General features: G+C 68.1%; 16 protein-coding genes. 10 read left to right on the top strand and 6 right to left on the bottom strand.

Going from position 1 to position 17,850, the window contains the following annotated elements; translation table 11 throughout:
• Positions 1-34 precede the first annotated feature (34 nt).
• A complete protein-coding gene (gene fliL, locus AC10V3_RS23790) occupies positions 35-529 on the bottom strand; it encodes a flagellar basal body-associated protein FliL (RefSeq protein ID WP_022537865.1) in 495 nt (164 codons plus the stop codon).
• A gap of 465 nt (positions 530-994) precedes the next feature.
• Between fliL and acnB the strand changes: the two genes are divergently transcribed.
• Positions 995-3,586 carry a bifunctional aconitate hydratase 2/2-methylisocitrate dehydratase gene (gene acnB / locus AC10V3_RS23795; protein WP_022537866.1) on the top strand — a complete coding sequence of 864 codons (2,592 nt, stop codon included), beginning with the start codon at positions 995-997 and terminating at the stop codon, positions 3,584-3,586.
• 102 nt (positions 3,587-3,688) lie between these two features.
• Here acnB and AC10V3_RS23800 read toward each other — a convergent pair whose 3' ends face one another.
• The 3 genes from AC10V3_RS23800 to AC10V3_RS23810 form a co-directional block, all read right to left on the bottom strand.
• Complete coding sequence (locus AC10V3_RS23800; RefSeq protein ID WP_454752736.1) at positions 3,689-4,819, bottom strand: fimbria/pilus outer membrane usher protein; 1,131 nt, start codon at positions 4,817-4,819, stop codon at positions 3,689-3,691.
• A gap of 30 nt (positions 4,820-4,849) precedes the next feature.
• Entirely contained in the window at positions 4,850-5,683 is an 834-nt protein-coding gene (locus AC10V3_RS23805; RefSeq protein WP_022537868.1) for a fimbria/pilus periplasmic chaperone, read from the bottom strand.
• Between the two features lie 72 nt (positions 5,684-5,755).
• Positions 5,756-6,292, bottom strand: coding sequence for a fimbrial protein (locus tag AC10V3_RS23810; RefSeq protein WP_454752737.1), 537 nt, complete (start codon positions 6,290-6,292; stop codon positions 5,756-5,758).
• Positions 6,293-6,608: 316 nt separating this feature from the next.
• On the opposite strand from AC10V3_RS23810, the gene AC10V3_RS23815 reads away from it, so the two are divergent.
• The 4 genes from AC10V3_RS23815 to AC10V3_RS23830 all read left to right on the top strand — a co-directional run bounded on the left by AC10V3_RS23815 (position 6,609) and on the right by AC10V3_RS23830 (position 10,113).
• Positions 6,609-7,313, top strand: coding sequence for a glutathione S-transferase N-terminal domain-containing protein (locus tag AC10V3_RS23815; RefSeq protein ID WP_041681955.1), 705 nt, complete (start codon positions 6,609-6,611; stop codon positions 7,311-7,313).
• A 167-nt stretch (positions 7,314-7,480) separates the two neighbouring features.
• Complete coding sequence (locus AC10V3_RS23820; protein WP_454752738.1) at positions 7,481-8,824, top strand: PQQ-dependent sugar dehydrogenase; 1,344 nt, start codon at positions 7,481-7,483, stop codon at positions 8,822-8,824.
• Positions 8,825-8,911: 87 nt separating this feature from the next.
• Positions 8,912-9,157 (top strand): hypothetical protein, encoded by a 246-nt coding sequence (locus tag AC10V3_RS23825; RefSeq protein WP_454752739.1) that lies wholly within the window; start codon positions 8,912-8,914, stop codon positions 9,155-9,157.
• A gap of 131 nt (positions 9,158-9,288) precedes the next feature.
• Positions 9,289-10,113: a class I SAM-dependent methyltransferase gene (locus AC10V3_RS23830; RefSeq protein ID WP_022537873.1), complete on the top strand. Its 825-nt coding sequence runs from the start codon at positions 9,289-9,291 to the stop codon at positions 10,111-10,113.
• A 37-nt stretch (positions 10,114-10,150) separates the two neighbouring features.
• On the opposite strand, the gene AC10V3_RS23835 is transcribed toward AC10V3_RS23830, so the two are convergent.
• On the bottom strand, positions 10,151-10,888 hold the full coding sequence (locus AC10V3_RS23835) for an AraC family transcriptional regulator (RefSeq protein WP_022537874.1): 738 nt from the start codon (positions 10,886-10,888) through the stop codon (positions 10,151-10,153).
• Between the two features lie 282 nt (positions 10,889-11,170).
• Here AC10V3_RS23835 and AC10V3_RS23840 point away from each other — a divergent pair, with 282 nt between their 5' ends.
• From AC10V3_RS23840 to AC10V3_RS23850, 3 genes are all read left to right on the top strand, one after another.
• Entirely contained in the window at positions 11,171-12,682 is a 1,512-nt protein-coding gene (locus AC10V3_RS23840) for an SLC13 family permease (protein WP_022537875.1), read from the top strand.
• 218 nt (positions 12,683-12,900) lie between these two features.
• Positions 12,901-13,284, top strand: a complete 384-nt coding sequence (locus AC10V3_RS23845; protein WP_454752740.1) for a hypothetical protein — start codon at positions 12,901-12,903, stop codon at positions 13,282-13,284.
• A 228-nt stretch (positions 13,285-13,512) separates the two neighbouring features.
• Positions 13,513-14,373 carry a LysR family transcriptional regulator gene (locus AC10V3_RS23850; RefSeq protein ID WP_022537877.1) on the top strand — a complete coding sequence of 287 codons (861 nt, stop codon included), beginning with the start codon at positions 13,513-13,515 and terminating at the stop codon, positions 14,371-14,373.
• A 15-nt stretch (positions 14,374-14,388) separates the two neighbouring features.
• Here AC10V3_RS23850 and AC10V3_RS23855 read toward each other — a convergent pair whose 3' ends face one another.
• Positions 14,389-14,628, bottom strand: a complete 240-nt coding sequence (locus tag AC10V3_RS23855; RefSeq protein ID WP_022537878.1) for a hypothetical protein — start codon at positions 14,626-14,628, stop codon at positions 14,389-14,391.
• Between the two features lie 232 nt (positions 14,629-14,860).
• Here AC10V3_RS23855 and AC10V3_RS23860 point away from each other — a divergent pair, with 232 nt between their 5' ends.
• Positions 14,861-16,018: an acyl-CoA dehydrogenase family protein gene (locus tag AC10V3_RS23860; RefSeq protein ID WP_022537879.1), complete on the top strand. Its 1,158-nt coding sequence runs from the start codon at positions 14,861-14,863 to the stop codon at positions 16,016-16,018.
• A 543-nt stretch (positions 16,019-16,561) separates the two neighbouring features.
• Positions 16,562-17,812: a TolC family protein gene (locus tag AC10V3_RS23865; RefSeq protein ID WP_349608664.1), complete on the top strand. Its 1,251-nt coding sequence runs from the start codon at positions 16,562-16,564 to the stop codon at positions 17,810-17,812.
• Positions 17,813-17,850 lie beyond the last annotated feature (38 nt).

The following is a 17,850-nucleotide window of genomic DNA, read 5'->3' on the forward strand; positions in this document are numbered from 1 at the left end:
TTATGGATGAAACCGGTGCTGCCCTGGCTTGCGCTTACTGCACCACGAAAGAGGTGAACAACACATCCAGCACGCGCTGGGCCGGCAGGCCGTTGGCGAATGGCTTGCTGATGGTGTCGCGGATATCGGCGGCGAGCTTGCGCTTGCCTTCGAGCGTGGCCAGCTCGGCCGGCTGCCTGGCGGACAGCAGCAGCAGGATGCGGCTGCGGGCCTCGGGCAGGTACTGGGCCAGGCGGGCCTGGGTCTCGGTATCGGCCACCTTCAGCGACAGGCCGGTGTGCAGGAAGCGGTCGCCGTCCTCGCTTTTGAGGTTGACGGTGAATGCATCCAGCGGCACGAAGATCGGCGGCGGGATCACCGGGGCGGCCGGCGCTGCGGCTGCGGCCGGCTGGCGGTTGCTCAGCACGCTGCCAAGCACGAATCCTCCGGCGCCCAGTGCCACGACAAGCACGCCGCCGCCGATCAGCAGCAGCCGACCGCGCTTGCCTGAGTTGCTGCCAGTCCGGGAAGGGGAAGCCGTGTTCGCCATGAGAAGCCTGTGTCGGAATGCCTGCCATTCTTCCGGAATCGCAGGCCAGCAAAGGGCCGAAAAAAAGGGGGAAACCCTTTCAGCTTGGCCGTTTGAGCGGAAAGGGGGCGGGCATGGCTACGCCAGCGGGCGCTTCGTGGTGCGCGCCTGCAGGCTGGTTAACGCTTCGCGCGGGGCGAACTTGAGTGCTGGCGTAGCTTTCCGGGCGATTCGGGGATTTTCGGGGCCTGATGTTGAGGCCTATCCTTGCAGCGGGATCGTGATGCCCGCCGGCATTCCCTACTAGGCTACTCGGGTAGGCTTTTATGTGGTCTTGCATGACTTCTGCGATGCAAACCGTTGATCTGTCGCGCTTTTCTGATTTTCACTCTTATATAAGATATAAGACATTTGACCTTAGGTCGGCTTCGGACTACAATCGCGACGTAACGAGACTTTCTAAACCTAATTACTCAGCAGGTTCCCATGCTTGAAAACTATCGCGCACATGTGGCCGAGCGCGCCGCGCTTGGCATCCCCCCTCTGCCCCTGACCGCCAAGCAGACGGCCGAGCTGATCGAACTGCTGAAGAACCCGCCCGCCGGTGAAGAGCAGACCCTGGTCGAACTGATCGCCCACCGCGTTCCCGCCGGCGTGGACGACGCCGCCAAGGTCAAGGCGTCGTACCTGGCCGCCGTCGCCCTGGGCAAGGAAAAGTGCGCCCTGATCACCCGCGCCAAGGCGACCGAGCTGCTGGGTACCATGCTGGGTGGCTACAACATCTCGCCGCTGATCGAGCTGCTGGACGACGCCGAAGTCGGCACCGTCGCCGCCGACGCGCTGAAGAAGACCCTGCTGATGTTCGACGCCTTCCACGACGTGAAGGAAAAGGCCGACAAGGGCAACGCCAACGCCAAGTCCGTGCTGCAAAGCTGGGCCGACGCCGAGTGGTTCACCAGCCGCCCGGAAGTGCCGCAAAGCCTGACCATCACCGTGTTCAAGGTGCCGGGCGAAACCAACACCGACGACCTGTCGCCGGCCCCGGACGCCACCACCCGCCCGGACATCCCGATGCACGCGCTGGCCATGCTGAAGAACAAGCGCGACGGCGCTGCCTTCCAGCCGGAAGAAGACGGCAAGCGCGGCCCGGTCAAGTTCATTGAATCGCTGAAGGAAAAGGGTCACCTGGTTGCCTACGTGGGCGACGTGGTCGGTACCGGCTCCAGCCGCAAGTCCGCCACCAACTCGGTGCTGTGGTTCACCGGCGAAGACATCCCGTTCATCCCGAACAAGCGCTTCGGCGGCGTGTGCCTGGGCAACAAGATCGCCCCGATCTTCTACAACACCATGGAAGACGCCGGCGCGCTGCCGATCGAGCTGGACGTGTCGAAGATGGAAATGGGCGACGTGGTCGAGCTGCGCCCCTACGACGGCAAGGCCCTGAAGAACGGCGAAGTGATCGCCGAGTTCAAGGTCAAGTCCGACGTGCTGTTCGATGAAGTCCGCGCCGGCGGCCGTATTCCGCTGATCGTTGGCCGTGGCCTGACCGCCAAGGCGCGCGAGGCGCTGGGCCTGGCCCCGTCGACGCTGTTCCGCCTGCCGCAGAACCCGGCCGATACCGGCAAGGGCTACACGCTGGCACAGAAGATGGTTGGCCGCGCCTGCGGCCTGGCCGAAGGCACGGGCATCCGCCCGGGCACCTACTGCGAACCGAAGATGACCTCGGTGGGCTCGCAGGACACCACCGGCCCGATGACCCGTGACGAGCTGAAGGACCTGGCTTGCCTGGGCTTCTCGGCCGACCTGGTGATGCAGTCGTTCTGCCACACCGCCGCTTACCCGAAGCCGGTCGACGTCAAGACCCACCACACCCTGCCTGAGTTCATCAGCACCCGCGGCGGCATCTCGCTGCGCCCGGGCGATGGCGTGATCCACTCGTGGCTGAACCGCATGCTGCTGCCCGACACCGTCGGCACCGGCGGCGACTCGCACACCCGCTTCCCGATCGGCATCAGCTTCCCGGCAGGTTCGGGCCTGGTGGCCTTTGCCGCCGCCACCGGCGTGATGCCGCTGGACATGCCGGAATCGGTGCTGGTCCGCTTCAAGGGCCAGATGCAGCCGGGCGTGACCCTGCGCGACCTGGTCAACGCGATCCCGCTGTACGCGATCAAGCAAGGCCTGCTGACCGTGGCCAAGCAAGGCAAGCAGAACATCTTCTCGGGCCGCATCCTGGAAATCGAAGGCCTGCCCGACCTGAAGGTCGAGCAAGCGTTTGAACTGTCGGACGCGTCGGCAGAGCGTTCGGCCGCCGGTTGCACGGTGCGCCTGAACAAGGACCCGATCATCGAATACATCAACAGCAACATCACGCTGCTGAAGTGGATGATCGCCCAGGGCTATCAAGACCCGCGCAGCCTGCAGCGCCGTATCAAGGCCATGGAAGCGTGGCTGGCCAAGCCGGAGCTGCTGGAGCCGGACGCCGACGCCGAGTACGCCGCCGTGATCGAGATCGACCTGGCCGACGTGCACGAGCCGATCGTAGCCTGCCCGAACGACCCGGACGACGTGAAGACCCTGTCGGACGTGGCCGGCGCCAAGATCGACGAAGTGTTCATCGGTTCGTGCATGACCAACATCGGCCACTTCCGCGCAGCCTCCAAGCTGCTGGAAGGCAAGCGCGACATCCCGGTCAAGCTGTGGGTCGCTCCGCCGACCAAGATGGACCAGAAGCAACTGACCGAGGAAGGCCACTACGGCGTGTTCGGCACCGCCGGTGCCCGCACCGAGATGCCGGGCTGCTCGCTGTGCATGGGCAACCAGGCACAGGTGCGCGAAGGCGCCACGGTGATGTCGACCAGCACCCGTAACTTCCCGAACCGCCTGGGCAAGAACACCAACGTGTACCTAGGTTCCGCCGAACTGGCGGCGATCTGCTCGCGCCTGGGCCGCATCCCGACCAAGGACGAGTACATGGCCGACATGGGCGTGCTCACCGCCAACGGCGACAAGATCTACAAGTACATGAACTTCGACCAGATCGAGGACTTCAAGGAAGTGGCTGATGGCGTGACGGTTTAAGGACTGTCGCACTGCCGGGCCGGCGCCGCGATGCGGTGGCCGGCATTGGAAAGGCCCCGCCTCTTCGCAGAGGCGGGGCCTTTTCCATTGGGGGTGGCGCTGCTAGCGCTGGTCCCGTCCTGCCTTGACCACCGGATCCTGGCACCACACGTCGATCTGCGGCAGCGGCTTGCCGCGCTGCAGCTTCGCCTCGGGTAGATCATAGTGGAAGCGGCATTGGGCCGAGGGCACTTCGCCCCAGCGCACTACCAGTTCGCCGCTGTCCGCCTTCAGTCCCTGGGCGACGATGCGGCCGCCCTGACCGACGGTGCCGACGGTGTTGCCCTCGCTGTCCAGCACATCGCTGCCGAACGGCAGCCGCCTGCCGTCGCGCGTCAGTGCGCGCAGCACGGCGGCACGCCCGGCGCTGGTGGTGTCGAAGCGCGCCACCACGACCGCGCCGGCGGTCGGCACCACGGCCTGTGTAGTCGATTTGAATTCAACGTCCAGCGGCAGGCCGCGCGGATCGATCTCGATTTCATTGCGGGCAAACGGCATCAGGCCGGACACCATCGCATGGCCCCAGGGGTCGACGCGCGCGCCGTTGTTGTTGACCACGCGCGCGCCGGTGGCATTGTCGGCCTCGATCACAGCCACGGTATCGCTGTGGGTCGGGGTAAAGGCGACACCGCCGGGATAGGCCACGATGCCGCCGGAGATGCCGGCGCTGGCCTGCGTGTAGTTGCGGCTGGTGCTGGCGCTGCCGGTTAGCGTCGCGAACGGGGCCACGTAGCCGGCGCTGGCGCCAACGCTGGCGGACTCGCCCTGGCGGTCATTGTTGTAGCCGGCATTCAGGCCGTAGGTGAAGGCATTGTCCACGCCCAGTGAGCCGGTGACCGATTCCTGCAGGCTGGTGGCGCCGTGGAAGTCGGTCTGCGCGCTGGTCATCGAGTACGGTGCATGCGCGCCTTTGCCAAGCGGCACGCCGAGGTTGAGCATCACGCGGTTTTCCCAGCGCGCGCTGCTGACATTGAACTGGCGCGATGCGGTCACGCCCAGGTTGATGCGTCCGAAGCTGTTGTTGTAGCCGAGCACGAACTGCGTATCGGAGCCTTTGCGGTTCCAGTAGTTCTGGGTCGAGCCGGACAGGTAGAACGAACCCCAGCGCCTCGTTGTCAGGGCGCCGGCGTCTGCGCGCGGGCGCTCCGGGTAGGTGCCGGCGGCCTCGCAAAGGAGGCGCCGGCGATGCGGCACCGCGGCCGCGCCCGAATCAGGGCAGTGCTGCTACGGCTCCCGCGCTGCCCCCGCCTCTTGCTTCGGGGCTGGAGCCGGCGAGGGGGCTGGCGAGCCGGGCTCGCCAGCGGCTTCCACGCTGGCCTGTCCTTCCACGTCGCCGCCGTAGTCGTTGATCGCGCGGTAGCGCATCTGCGCGCCCGCCGTGACCTGCATGCCCGCTGGCAGCGGGAAGCGGCGCGCTTCGCCCGGGGCCACCATGCCGGCGGTGATCGGTGCCGCTGGGGTGTTTCCGGCGGCCTTGCCGTCCAGCAGGTCCAGCACCGTGAACGAGACGTGGTAGGGCGTGGGGTTATGCGCCTCGATGACGGGCTTGCCGTCAGCGGTGGCCAGGCGCCCGCGGACTTGCGCCGGCGCGTCCGCCGGCGCGCCCGCCAGTCCGCGCGGGCGGTAGAACAGCTTGATGCGGGACCGGAATGCGAGCTGCAGCAAGTTGTCGGTGCCGCCCGCGGACTTGGGCTTGGGCGGGACTTCCAGCACGTTCAGCCAGAACAGCGATTCATTGCCCTCCGGCATCGCTGCGCCGGTATGGATGATGCGCAGCGTCTGCGCCCGGCCGGCGTCGATCCGTGCCAGCGGCGGCACGATGTCGAATGGCGTGCTGATCAGCGAGGGATCGTCATTCGGGTTGCCGGTATCGAGCCATACCTGCGTCAGCGCCGGGTTCTTGCCCTCGTTGGTCAGCTTGATCGTGACTTCGGTGTCCCGCGCATCGTAGATGACGCGCGTGCCGCCGATCACGACCGATGCGTGCACGGCGGCGCAGAAGGCCATGCCGATCGAGAACACGGCCGCAAGCATCGGCCGCAGGGGAATGGAGATCATGTTTCTGTGAGTCGAGGCAAGGCAAACGGGACGCGCGTGGGCCCGTCCCGGCGTGGCGGCGCAGTGGCCGGCTTACTCGTAGGCGATGGTGGCGAGCACGCTGGCTTCAGCCACGCCCGGGGTGGCTGCGCCGGTGGCGACGTACTCGGCGTAGTAGCTCAGCGTGCCGTTGCCGTCGACCAGCGTCACGGCCTTGGAGTTCTGCGCGGCATCGGGGGCGTCCAGGCGGATTTCCGAGGCGTCGATGCCGTTCCGCAGGCCGATCTGCACGTTGGTCGCGCCGCCCGCATTCAGCTTCAGATGGCCGGTGGTGGTGTCCACGTTCGGTCCGGCTTCAAAGAAGGTATGCACCGGACCCGTGCCCGGGGTGCACCTGAGGCCGATGGTAAAGCCGGTGCGGCCGGCGGTCCTGCCGGCGGTGTCCAGCGACGAGACCGACACGTCGGGCAGCACGACGGTGAAGTCCTTCGAGGTGGAGCCGTTGCCCGAGATGGTGCAGCTCACCGGGGTGATTTTGCCGTTGAAGGTAATGGTGCCGTCAGCCGCATTGGCGAATTGCGGGACCGCGGCGGTCAACGCCGCGATGGCGGCGAAAAGCTTAGCGTTCATGTTTGCGAAAGAGATCAATGGGGTTGGTTAAGCCCTGGCGGGACGACCTTGCGGTCATCGCCTGGTTCCTTGCTAGAAGGAGACGCGACTATATGAGCGGGCCAAAAACCAAAAAATCGTAGTTCGGCGAAACTCCGGACAATGGCGGGCTTGCGACGCCATGCGCTGGGAAGCGCCCGATATCAAGGCAGGGGAGGGAGGCGTGCCGACGGCGCCCGCGGCGGCTTCGGCACGCTTCCGGCACCCGGGCTATCATCCGGTTTTCCCGCAAACCGGTGGGCCCGCCCGCGGCGGCCATCGCGCAACTGGAGGCCACGTGCCAGATCTTTCCGCCTTTCCGATTACCCGCAAATGGCCGGCGCAGCATCCCGACCGGATCCAGCTCTACTCGCTGCCGACGCCCAATGGCGTCAAGGTGTCGACCATGCTGGAAGAGACCGGCCTGCCGTACGAGCCGCATCTGGTGCGCTTCGACACCAATGACCAGATGTCGCCGGAATTCCTGTCGCTGAACCCGAACAACAAGATCCCGGCCATCCTTGATCCCGACGGGCCCGGCGGCAAGCCGCTGGCGCTGTTCGAATCGGGGGCGATCCTGCTGTACCTGGCCGACAAGTCCGGCAAGCTGATCCCGGCCGACCCGGCGGGCCGCTACGAGACCATCCAGTGGGTGATGTTCCAGATGGGCGGCATCGGGCCGATGTTCGGGCAGCTGGGCTTCTTCAACAAGTTCGCCGGCAAGGACTACGAGGACAAGCGCCCGCGCGACCGCTACGTGGCCGAAAGCCGCCGCCTGCTGAACGTGCTGAACCAGCGCCTGGACGGCCGCGCGTGGATCATGGGCGACGCGTACACCATTGCCGATATCGCCACCTTCCCGTGGGTGCGCAACCTGGTCGGCTTCTACGAGGCGGGCGAGCTTGTCGGCATCCAGGACTTCCCGCACGTCACGCGCGCGCTGGAAGCCTTCGTGACGCGTCCGGCCGTGATCAAGGGGCTCGATACGCCGCACCGCGGCTGAGGCTGGCGGCGGCGCGGCGCTGGCGGCGCACCTGTGCGTGTTTGTCCTACACGACGGCTGCGCCGGCGCCCTACAGAGGGCCGGCGGGCCTGCGTCCTATAGTCCAAGAGCAGGCGCGCCGGGCTGCGCACCCGGCGTGGCCATGCCTTGCCTGAGGAGCCCGGACCATGCCGATGCCCACCCCGTCCCGATCGAGCCCGCCCCTGTTGCGAGCCGCCCTGCTGGCGGTTGCTGTCACAGCCCTGGCCGCCTGCGGCGAATCGGCCAAGCTGCCCTCCGAAGCCGGCTTCGGTCCCACCCCGCAGCTGCCGCCCCCGAACAAGACCGCCATCCCCACCGTCAAGATCGCACCGGCCATCGGCTGGGCCGAGGGCCAGCGCCCGGTGCCTGCCGAGGGCATGGCCGTGACGGCCTTTGCCGACAGGCTCGACCATCCGCGCTGGGTCTACGTGCTGCCCAACGGCGACGTGCTGGTGGCGGAGAGCAATGCCCCGCCCAAGCCCGACGATGGCAAGGGCATCAAGGGCTGGATCATGAAGAAGGTGATGACGCGCGCCGGCGCCGGCACGCCCAGCGCCAACCGCATCACGCTCTTGCGCGACGCCAACGGCGATGGTGTGGCCGACCAGCGCTCGGTGTTCCTGGAGGACCTGAACTCGCCGTTCGGCATGGTGCTGGTCGGCAATGATTTCTACGTGGCCGCCACCGACGCGGTGCTGCGCTTCCCCTACCAGCCCGGCCAGACCCAGATCAGCGCGGCGCCGCAGAAGGTGGTGGATTTGCCCGGCGGGCCGCTCAACCACCACTGGACCAAGAACATCATCGCCAGCCGCGACGGCAGCAAGCTCTATGTGACGGTGGGTTCCAACAGCAATGTGGGCGAGAACGGCATGGACAAGGAAGCCGGGCGCGCGGCCATCTGGGAGGTCGACCCGAAGACCGGCACGCACCGTATCTTCGCCAGCGGCCTGCGCAACCCGAACGGCATGGCGTGGGAGCCGGCCACCGGCGTGCTGTGGACCGCCGTCAACGAGCGCGACGAGATCGGCAGCGACCTGGTTCCGGACTACATCACCTCGGTGCGCGACGGCGGCTTCTACGGCTGGCCGTACAGCTACTACGGCCAGCACGTCGACGTGCGCGCCAAGCCGCCGGCGCCGGAGCTGGTCGCGCGGGCCATCGTGCCCGACTACGCGGTTGGCTCCCATACCGCGCCGCTGGGACTGGCCGCCGCCAGCGGCAACAGCCTGCCGGCGCGCTTCAGCGATGGCATGTTCATCGGCCAGCACGGTTCGTGGAACCGCAGGCCATTGGCCGGCTACAAGGTCATCTTCGTGCCGTTCAGCCAGGGTCGGCCCAACGGTGCGCCGTTCGACGTGCTGACCGGCTTTCTCGACGAAACTGGCAAGGCGCGCGGGCGGCCGGTGGGCGTGGCGATCGACACGCGCGGCGGGCTGCTGGTGGCCGACGACGTGGGCAACATGGTGTGGCGGGTGAGCGGGGCGAAGTAGGGCAGCGAAGCGGGTGGCGGTCGGCGGGCACGCGCGTGGCGCCATCAGAGTGACCGCGTTCCCCGAGCCGATCCGCGCCGCCCTTCCATGTCCCTGACCGTCTTCGCCGTCGTCCTGCTTGCCGCCTTCCTGCATGCCGCATGGAACGCGGTGGTCAAGGGCGGCGGCGACAAGATGCTCTCGACCGTGATGGTGGCGGTCACCGCAGGCCTGATCGCCGCCGTGGCGCTGCCCGCGCTGCCGCAGCCGGCGCCCAGCTGGCGGTTCATCGTCGCTTCCGTGGCCGTGCGAGTGGTGTATTTCGCGCCGGTGGCGCCGCTGCGCTTTGCCTGAGCGAGCGGGCCCTGCGGGCAGCCGGCGCTGTCTATACTTCGCGTGACTGGGTCGCGCGGCGCGGCTTCATCGCGCCTGCGCAGTTCCCCCGGGCAACCGGCAGCCTGGATACCGATGCCGAGGAGGGGGTCATGAATCACACCGAAGATTCGTTTCGCGCCTTTGAACTGGCTGGCTGGGAGGATCCGGAGGTCGTCAGCCAGTACCAGGAACACCTGTCGCACGTAACCAAGCAATCGATCGAGGCCTTGCTGGACGAAGCCCATACCGCCGGCGGCCAGCGCGTGCTCGACGTGGCGAGCGGCTCCGGCCATGTCGCCGCGGCGGCTGCGCGGCGCGGGACCGAGGCCATCGGCATCGACTTTTCGCTGGCGCAGGTGCAGCTGGCCCGCAAGCTCTATCCCGATGTGCAATACGAACAGGCCGACGCGCAGGCGCTGCCGTTTGAAGATGCCAGCTTCGACGTGGTCGTCAACGGCTTCGGCATGTGCCACCTGTCCGATCCCGACGCCGCGCTGAACGAAGCCTTCCGCGTGCTGCGCCCGGGCGGGCACATTGCCTTCACGGTCTGGGACGCGCCCGAACGGGCGGTGGGTTTCGGCGCCGTCTATGCCGCGATCCGCGCCTATGGCTCGATGGAGGTCGATATCCCGGCCGGCCCGAATTTCTTCCTGTTCAGCGATCCGGGGGAATGCCGCAGCGCGCTGCAGAAGGCCGGCTTTGTCTCGCCCACCTGCCGGCATGTGCACCAGGTGTGGCGCTTCTCCACGCCCGACCAGCTGTTTGACGCGCTGGCGCAAGGCACCGTGCGCGCCGCGGCCACGCTGCGCGCGCAGACACCGAAGGCCCGCGACGAGATCCGCGCCGTGCTGCGCGGTACGGTCGCCGCCTATATGCGCGGCAGCGGCTTCGAGGTGCCGATGCCGGCCGTGCTGGCCGCGGCGGTAAAACCCTGAGCGCCGCGGCGCTCCCCCAGCCCGAACGCCGCGGCGTTCAGTCGCCGGCGCCGGCGCGCCGGCGCGCCATGAAGTCGCGCGGAGTCTGCCCGAGCGCGCGCCGGAACATGGTCGAGAACGCGCCGGCGTGGGCATAGCCGGTCTCGGCCGCCACGTGCGCCAGCGGTTTGCCGCGGCACATCAGGTCGACCGCATGCGCCAGCCGCAGTTGCTGGCGCCAGTGGCCGAAACTTGTCTTCAGCTCGCTTTCGAACAGGCGCGCCAGCGTGCGCTCGCTGGCGCCGGTGCGCGCGGCCCATTCGGACAGCGTCAGCGTCGAACCGGGGTCTTCCATCAGCGCGTGGCACAGCGCCTGTAGGCGGCGGTCTGACGGCAGCGCCAGGCCGAGCGAAAGCGTGCGCGCGGCTGCCAGTTCTTCCACCAGCAGGCTGGCGCACAGCTGCCGGCGGCGCTCGCCCAGGGTGTCGTCGTGGGCCAGTGCCTCCATCAGTTCGCGCAGCAGCGGCGATACCTCCAGCACCACGCAGGAACTCGCCGACAGCGTGCAGGCCTGCGGCGCGATATAGCAGGCGTAGAAGCGCACCGCGCCCAGCACCACGGTGTCGTGCTCCACGTCCGGCGGAATCCAGACTGCGCGCATTGCCGGCACCAGCCAGGTGGTGCCGGCCGCCGTGATGCGCAGGCTGCCGCTGATAGGGAACGACAGCTGGCCCCACGGGTGGCGGTGCGGATGGATCACGGCGTTGGGGGGCGGGCGGCGCAGGTGCGCGATCACCGGCTGCTCAGCGCTGGGCCGGGCGCGCGGCACTGGCGAGTAGACCGGGCGCCGGCGTGCAGGCTTGGCAGACGTGGCAGTCGCGAGAAGCGCAGGAGAGGCTGGGGCGGCGCGTGGCATAAATTCGCAAGAAGTTGCCCGATAAGTGTAACCCGGCCAATCGGGCCCAGCCTACGATGCAGGCAGAAGAGGCCCGGCACCTACCGGTCCCCCTAAAACAGGCACCTGCCCACACTACGCGCGCGCAGCGCGGGACCGGCGCCACCGATGAGACGTTTCTCCATGCCCCCATTCGTTCGCCGCGCCGTGGCGCGCTTCGGCCTGCACGCGCCCGACACCGCGCAGGCCACCGTGGCGGCGGCGCCGGCCGCTGCTCCCGCTCCTGCTCCCGCTGCTGTTCCCATTTCGCAGCCAGGCCTGCAGCAGTCCACCAGGGCGGCGCTGGCCATCGGCCTGTGCATCGCGCTGGTCTGGATCACCGGGCAGGCCGTGGGCGCGCCCCCGGCGCTGGTCTGGGCCGCGGCGCTGGTGCTGTCGACCGTATGCTGCTGGGCGGTCGGCGCCTTGCCCGAGCCGACCGCCACGCTGCTGTTCTTCCTGTGCGCCGTGGTATTCCACATCGCGCCGCCCAAGGTGGTGTTCTCCGGGTTTGCCTCGCCGGCGTGGTGGCTGATGTTCGGTGGCGCGGTCACCGGCGTGGCGCTGCGCAACAGCGGGCTGGCGCTACGGCTGGCCGATGCCGTCTTCAAGCACCGCATGCGCACCTATCCGCAGCTGATCGCGATGGTGGCGGCCAGCACCGTGGGGCTGGCGTTCCTGATGCCGTCCACCACCGGACGCGTCTTGCTGCTGATCCCGATCGTGCTGGCGCTGGCGGATCGCGTGGGCCTGGCGCCCGGCTCCAACGGGCGCATCGGCATCGTGCTGACGGTGGCCGCCGCCAGCTATATGCCGCCGACCACGATCCTGCCCGCCAACATTCCCAACAGCGTGCTGCTGGGAGCGGCCAGTTCGCTGTACGGCATCAACCTGAGCTACGGCAGCTACCTGCTGCTGCACTTTCCGATCCTGGGCCTGCTCAAGACCGTGGTGCTGGTGTGGCTGGTGTGCCGGCTGTTCCCGCACGACGCGCCACTGGCGCCGCAGGCCGCGGCCGCGCGCACGCCGATGGCGCGGCAGGAGCGGCTGCTGGCGGTGATCCTCGCCATCGCCGTGCTGGGGTTTGCCACCGATGCGCTGCACGGCATCTCGCCCGCGTGGATCGCGCTGGCGGCCAGCATCATCTGCCTGCTGCCGGGCGTGGGGCTGGTGTCGTCCAGGGCGCTGACCGAACAGGTCCACCTGGTGCCGTTGCTCTATGTGGCGGGTTTCCTCGGGCTGGGGGCGGTGGTGGAATCGACCGGACTGGGCACCGCGATCAGCCAGGCGCTGCTGCACTGGCTGCAGCTGACACCGGGGCATACCGCGGCCAACGTCGGCGCGCTGGGCGCGGTCGGTGCCAGCCTGGGGCTGATGACCACGCTGCCCGGCTTGCCTGCAGTGCTGTCACCGCTGGCCCGGGAGTTCGCCGCGGCCACCGGCCTGCCGCTGGAAACGGTGCTGATGCTGCAGGTGCCGGTGTTCTCCACAGTGTTCTTCCCCTACCAGTCGCCGCCGATCGTGATCGCGATGCAACTGGGCGGCGTGGGGCTGCGCTACGGCACGCGGCTGTGCCTGGCGCTGGCGGCGATCACGGTGCTGGTGTTGCTGCCGCTGGACTATTTCTGGTGGCGCTTGCTTGGATACCTGCCCTGACGGGAACTCCAGTGCGAAGCGGGCTGACGGTGTTGGGCGCGGCCCGACACCCTGACCGCCGACGTCGGCCCGGCCCCACCAATCAACCTCCGGAAAGTGCCGTAATCCGCGCCGCAACGGGCGCTGTGATGGTGGCACGGTCATTGCGCAATGAACAGCGAGCGCGGCGCCGCAGCTCGTAGTTCCACCCGCCAGCAATGGCTCCCCGGAGAATCCCGATGAATACCCAACCCCAATGCCAGGGCGGGCAGGGCGCGCTGCGCCCGCACCCCAAACTCCACCGTACGCGCCGCGCCATGGTGCTGCTGCGTGTGCTTGGCTTATGCCTCAACAGCGTGGCCTGTGCAAAGGCCGAGGCCCCACAGGCGGCTGCGCCTGCCGTGCAGGCCGTGACGCCGGAACAGAAATTTGCCCCCGGATACCTCGAGGCCGTTGCCACGGGCTATGACAACGGCGTGGCCTTGCAGGCGCCGGAAGGTGTCGCGCCGCTGAGGCAGCCGCGCGAGGCGCGCAGCGAGCCGGCGGCGCCGATGGCGGGCGCCGTGCCGGTTGCCATGCCAGCGGCAGGGCGGCCGGTGGGGCGGGAGCAGCCGGCGCACTGACACTCCGCAGGCGGGGAATTCAACCCGCCGGCGGCTGCGTCCGGTCTTCGATGCGCAGGCCTGGATAGGCCGCAAAATCGCGCACGTTGCGCGTGACTATCGTCAGGTCTTCGGCTATTCGTGTCGAGCATATACCTGGCCATCAGAAGTACATCCATGTGTGGCCGTTTCGCGATTTTTGGCGCCCATTGCTTACAATTCGTCACACCGCCCAATCATCGGGACACCATGGACATCGAACTCGCCCGCACCTTCCTGCAGGTGGTGCGTAGTGGCAGCCTGCTCGCGGCGGCCGACAAGCTCCACGTCACCCAGACCGCGGTAACCGCCCGCCTCAAGAGCCTGGAGTCGCAGCTCAACTGCCGTCTGTTCGAGCGCAACAAGGCCGGCGCACGCCTGACGCCCGACGGGCAGCGCTTCCTCGGCTACGCCAGCCAGCTGGTACAGACCTGGGAAGCGGCCTGCCGCGAGCTGCCCCTGCCGGCCGGGCTGGGCAGCCTGTTCCGCTTCGGTGCCGAGATCAGCCTGGGCAACCCGCTGGTGCTGCTGTGGACCACGCGCCTGCTCCAGCAGATGCCGGCGCAGGCGGTGCGGGCGGAGGTGGGGGAAGGGGACGCGCTGCAGCGCAAGCTGCAGTCGGGCACGCTCGACGCGGCACTGGTCTACCAGCCGGAGTACGCGCCGGGCATGCACGTCGAGGCCCTGATGGAAGAGAAACTGATCCTGATCCGCTCGACGCAGCGCGACGGCGGCTATGTCTATGTCGACTGGGGGCCGGAGTTCCGCCGCCAGCATGACAGCGCGCTGCCGGAGCATGCGCGCGCGTCGCTGTACTTCAACCTGGGGCCGCTGGCGCTGCAATACATCCTGCAGTTCGGCGGCAGCGGCTACTTCCGGACGCGCGTGGTGCAGAGCTACCTGGACAGCGGGGTGCTGGCGCGCGTGGAGGAGGCGTCCGAATTCTCCTACCCGGTATTCCTGGTCTGCGCGAAGACCCCTGCCGGCACGGTGCAGGATGCGGTGCGCATCCTGCACGATATCGTGCGCGAGGAATCCGACTGGTCGCAGCGCTGGGATTTCCTGCAATAGGCCTTGCCGACAGCTTCAGATCCGCACCGGCACCAATTGCCCCATGGGTCCGGGCACGGCCACCAATCGCCATTGCCGCACGCGCCGGCCACCGCCGCCACGGCGGGGCGGGCGCGGCTCGAGCCCGGCGAAACGCCCATGCTTCTGCGCATGCTCGAAGACCGGTTCCGGCACCAGCGTCCCGATCAGCCATGTGACGGTGCCACCCAGCGCGACCAGGGCCAGCGCCAGTGCAATCCAGAGAATGACTTCCATTGCCCGCTCCCTCGAATCGTGTGTCTGTGGATTCAGTATGCGCACGAAGCGTGCCCGGCGGTAAATGAAAGTTATCGCTAATTCATATCAATAAGATTGCACTGAACGGGCCTTCCCGGCAGCCCCGCCCATTCGGGTGTTGTAGAAAAAATCATCCTTTCCGACGAATCTGATGGACGCGGCCCGGCGGACACTCATCCGACCTGAACACCAGATCCAAGGAGACCCCGCCATGCAACGCCTGATCTTCGAAGCCGAACACGACGCCTTCCGCGAATCCGCCCGTCGCTTCTACCAGCGCGAGGTCGGGCCGCACGGGGAGCGCTGGCGCGAGCAGGGCTGCGTGGACCGCGAGGTGTTCCGCAAGGCGGGCGAGCAGGGGTACCTGCTGATGTGGGCCGACGAAAAATACGGCGGCGCCGGGGTCGAGGACTTCCGCTACGAGCAGATCCTGATCGAGGAGAACGCGCGCCATGGCGATTCGGGCTTCTTCGGCACGCTGCACTCGCGGCTGGTGGCGCCCTATGTCGGGCGCATCGGCAACGAGGAGCAGCGCCTGCGCCTCCTGCCGGCGGCCGCGCGCGGCGAGGCGATCTTTGCCATCGCCATGACCGAGCCGCAGACCGGCTCGGACCTGTCCGGCATCCGCACGCGCGCCGAGGAGCATGGCGACCACTGGGTGCTCAACGGCGCCAAGACCTATATCTCCAACGGCCAGCTGGCCGACTACGTGGTGGTGGTCGCCCGCACCGACCCGGAGCGCAGCCACGGCCTGGGCCTCTTTATCGTCGAGCGCGGGATGCCGGGCTTCGAGCGCGGGGGCAAGCTGCGCAAGATGGGCCTGCATTCGCAGGACACGTCGGAACTTTTCTTCGACAACGTCAAGGTGCCCAAGGCCAACGTGCTGGGCGAGCCGGGCCAGGGCTTCCGCTACCTGACGCGCCACCTGGCCGAGGAGCGGCTGATCGGCGCCTGCGGCTACATGGCGTCGGCGCAGGTGGCCTTCGATATCACGCTGGATTATGTGAAGGAACGCAAGGCCTTCGGCCGTGCCATCGGCACGTTCCAGAACTCGCGCTTCAAGCTGGCGGAGCTGCGCGCGCAGCTCGATGCGTTGCAGACCTTTGTCGACCAGTGCGTGCTCCAGCACAACGCCGGCACGCTGACGGTGGAGACCGCGGCCTCGGCCAAGCTGCTGACTTCTGAACTACAGGGGCGGGTCGTGGACGAGGGCGTGCAGATGCACGGCGGCGCGGGCTATATGGAGGAATACCGGATCTGCCGCATGTACACCGATGCCCGGATCTCGCGCATCTATGCCGGCAGCAGCGAGATCATGAAGGAAATCATCGGCCGCAGCCTCGGGCTGGACGACCGCGCCAAGGCGTAAGCCGGGGCCGCAGGTGGGCGGCTTAAGGGGATTTGCGAGGGCCACGTAGGGAATCGCCTGGCCGCAGGTAGTCATTTTCCGAATTTTTTCGGTTACTTGGGGTTTTCACGCATTTGAAGGCTTTTGTCAGCCATATGAAAGCCGTTTGTAATGCGATTCGGTTTGAATGCGGGCGGGAGAACGTGTCCGGGTGGCGTTTTTTGCATCGGGACGGCAGGCGAGGGTTGCACCAGGACAGCCCCGGCTTGCGATGCACTGGCGGGCGGGGACCAATGAAAATTCATCGGTCCGGTGCACCGTTGGGCGGGCACGGTCGTTTACCGCAGACCGTAGTCGAACCGAGCCTGACTGATCGTGCCTTTTGTCTTCACCCGTGCCGCCCTGGGGGCCCTGCTTGTGACCGGGGTCCTGGCCAGCCCCGCGGCCGGCGCCGCGGAGGCGCCTCCTTCCACCGCTACCGGTGCTTCCGCGGCTCCTGCTGCTCCCCCTGCTCCCCCTGCTCCTGTCGTTTACGTTGATTCCGCCGATGCCGCCGGGCCCTGCGTGCCCCCGCCGGCCGGCGCCGCGCTGACGCTGGCACAGGCGCGCCTGGACGCGCTGCGCTGCAACCGCGACATCATCGCCGCGCGCCGGGGCGTGGAAGCCAGCCAGGCGGATGTGCAGATCGCCTCGCAGCGGCCCAACCCGGTGCTGAGCCTGGGCGTGGAGAACATCAACCCGCATGCCGGCGTCGGCTCGGGCAACCTGCGCAGCAAGACGGTCGATTCCAAGCTGCGCGTGGACCAGGTGATCGAGACCGCCAACAAGGCCGGCCTGCGCGTGGATACCGCGCGCAAGGCCAGCGCCGCGGCGGGCGAGGTGGTGCAGGCCGTGGTGGCGCAGCAGACCGGCGCGGTGGAGCAGGCCTTCTTTGAGGCCCTGGTCAGCCAGGAGCGCGTGGCCGTGCTCAGGGAAACGCTGGGGCTCTACGAGCGCACGCGCCAGGCCAGCGAGTCGCGGCTCAAGGCGGGCGACGTAGCGCGTGCCGACGTGACCAAGCTGCAGCTCGACGGGCTGCGTGCGCAGAACGACATGCGCCAGGCCATGACCGGCCACTACCGCGACAAGGCGCAACTGGCCCAGGCCATGGGCGTGCCCGGCACGCTGGCGGATAACCGCCTGGTGCCCGACTGGCCGCCGGTGGACACCCCGGTGCCCCAGGCCGACCCCGACACGCTGCAGCGCCGCCCCGACGTGACCGCCGCCGAGGCGCGCCTGGCCGCCGCCGCCTCCGCGCGTGAACTGGCTCGCGCCGGACGCGTGCCCGATGTGACCGTGGGCGCACAGGCCGAGCACTTTCCCGTCTCCGCCACCAATACCTACGGCACCGGCAACAGTTACGGCGTATTCGTTTCGATCCCGCTGCCGGTGCGCCACAGCAACGGCGGCGAGGCCCGCCGTGCCGAGGTGGACTACTACGCCGCGCTCGACGACCGCAATCGCGTGCTGCTCGAGGCCGGCAATGAAATCGACCGGCTGCGCAGCCAACTCGAGACCGCGCGCCAGTCGCTGCGGCAGATGCGCGAGGACGTGCTGCCCGCCGCCGAGAGCGTGGCCTCCAGCGCCGAGTTTGCCTACAGCAAGGGCGCCACCGGCGTGCTCGACCTGCTCGATGCGCGTCGCGCGCTGCGCCAGACCCGGCTCGACGCCGTCGAAGCGCAGGGCGAATACGCCAAGGCGCTGTCCGCCTACCGCGCCGCGCTGCAGACCTCTACCACCGCTGGCGCCGCGACGACCTCGCAGACACGTCCCTGAACCGCTCCAGAAACCGCAGTTGCCGCGCTTCCCTCATG

Source organism: Cupriavidus sp. PB-02, from assembly GCF_058252315.1.

What these genes read in the sequence shown, in the direction of transcription:
- AC10V3_RS23825 (WP_454752739.1), top strand. Translation starts at nt 8,912, where the DNA reads ATGTCCCTGACCGTCTTCGCCGTCGTCCTGCTTGCCGCCTTCCTGCAT.
- AC10V3_RS23805 (WP_022537868.1), bottom strand. Translation starts at nt 5,683, where the DNA reads ATGATCTCCATTCCCCTGCGGCCGATGCTTGCGGCCGTGTTCTCGATC.
- AC10V3_RS23850 (WP_022537877.1), top strand. Translation starts at nt 13,513, where the DNA reads ATGGACATCGAACTCGCCCGCACCTTCCTGCAGGTGGTGCGTAGTGGC.
- fliL (WP_022537865.1), bottom strand. Translation starts at nt 529, where the DNA reads ATGGCGAACACGGCTTCCCCTTCCCGGACTGGCAGCAACTCAGGCAAG.
- AC10V3_RS23840 (WP_022537875.1), top strand. Translation starts at nt 11,171, where the DNA reads ATGCCCCCATTCGTTCGCCGCGCCGTGGCGCGCTTCGGCCTGCACGCG.
- AC10V3_RS23810 (WP_454752737.1), bottom strand. Translation starts at nt 6,292, where the DNA reads ATGAACGCTAAGCTTTTCGCCGCCATCGCGGCGTTGACCGCCGCGGTC.
- AC10V3_RS23820 (WP_454752738.1), top strand. Translation starts at nt 7,481, where the DNA reads ATGCCGATGCCCACCCCGTCCCGATCGAGCCCGCCCCTGTTGCGAGCC.
- AC10V3_RS23855 (WP_022537878.1), bottom strand. Translation starts at nt 14,628, where the DNA reads ATGGAAGTCATTCTCTGGATTGCACTGGCGCTGGCCCTGGTCGCGCTG.
- AC10V3_RS23830 (WP_022537873.1), top strand. Translation starts at nt 9,289, where the DNA reads ATGAATCACACCGAAGATTCGTTTCGCGCCTTTGAACTGGCTGGCTGG.
- AC10V3_RS23845 (WP_454752740.1), top strand. Translation starts at nt 12,901, where the DNA reads ATGAATACCCAACCCCAATGCCAGGGCGGGCAGGGCGCGCTGCGCCCG.
- acnB (WP_022537866.1), top strand. Translation starts at nt 995, where the DNA reads ATGCTTGAAAACTATCGCGCACATGTGGCCGAGCGCGCCGCGCTTGGC.
- AC10V3_RS23860 (WP_022537879.1), top strand. Translation starts at nt 14,861, where the DNA reads ATGCAACGCCTGATCTTCGAAGCCGAACACGACGCCTTCCGCGAATCC.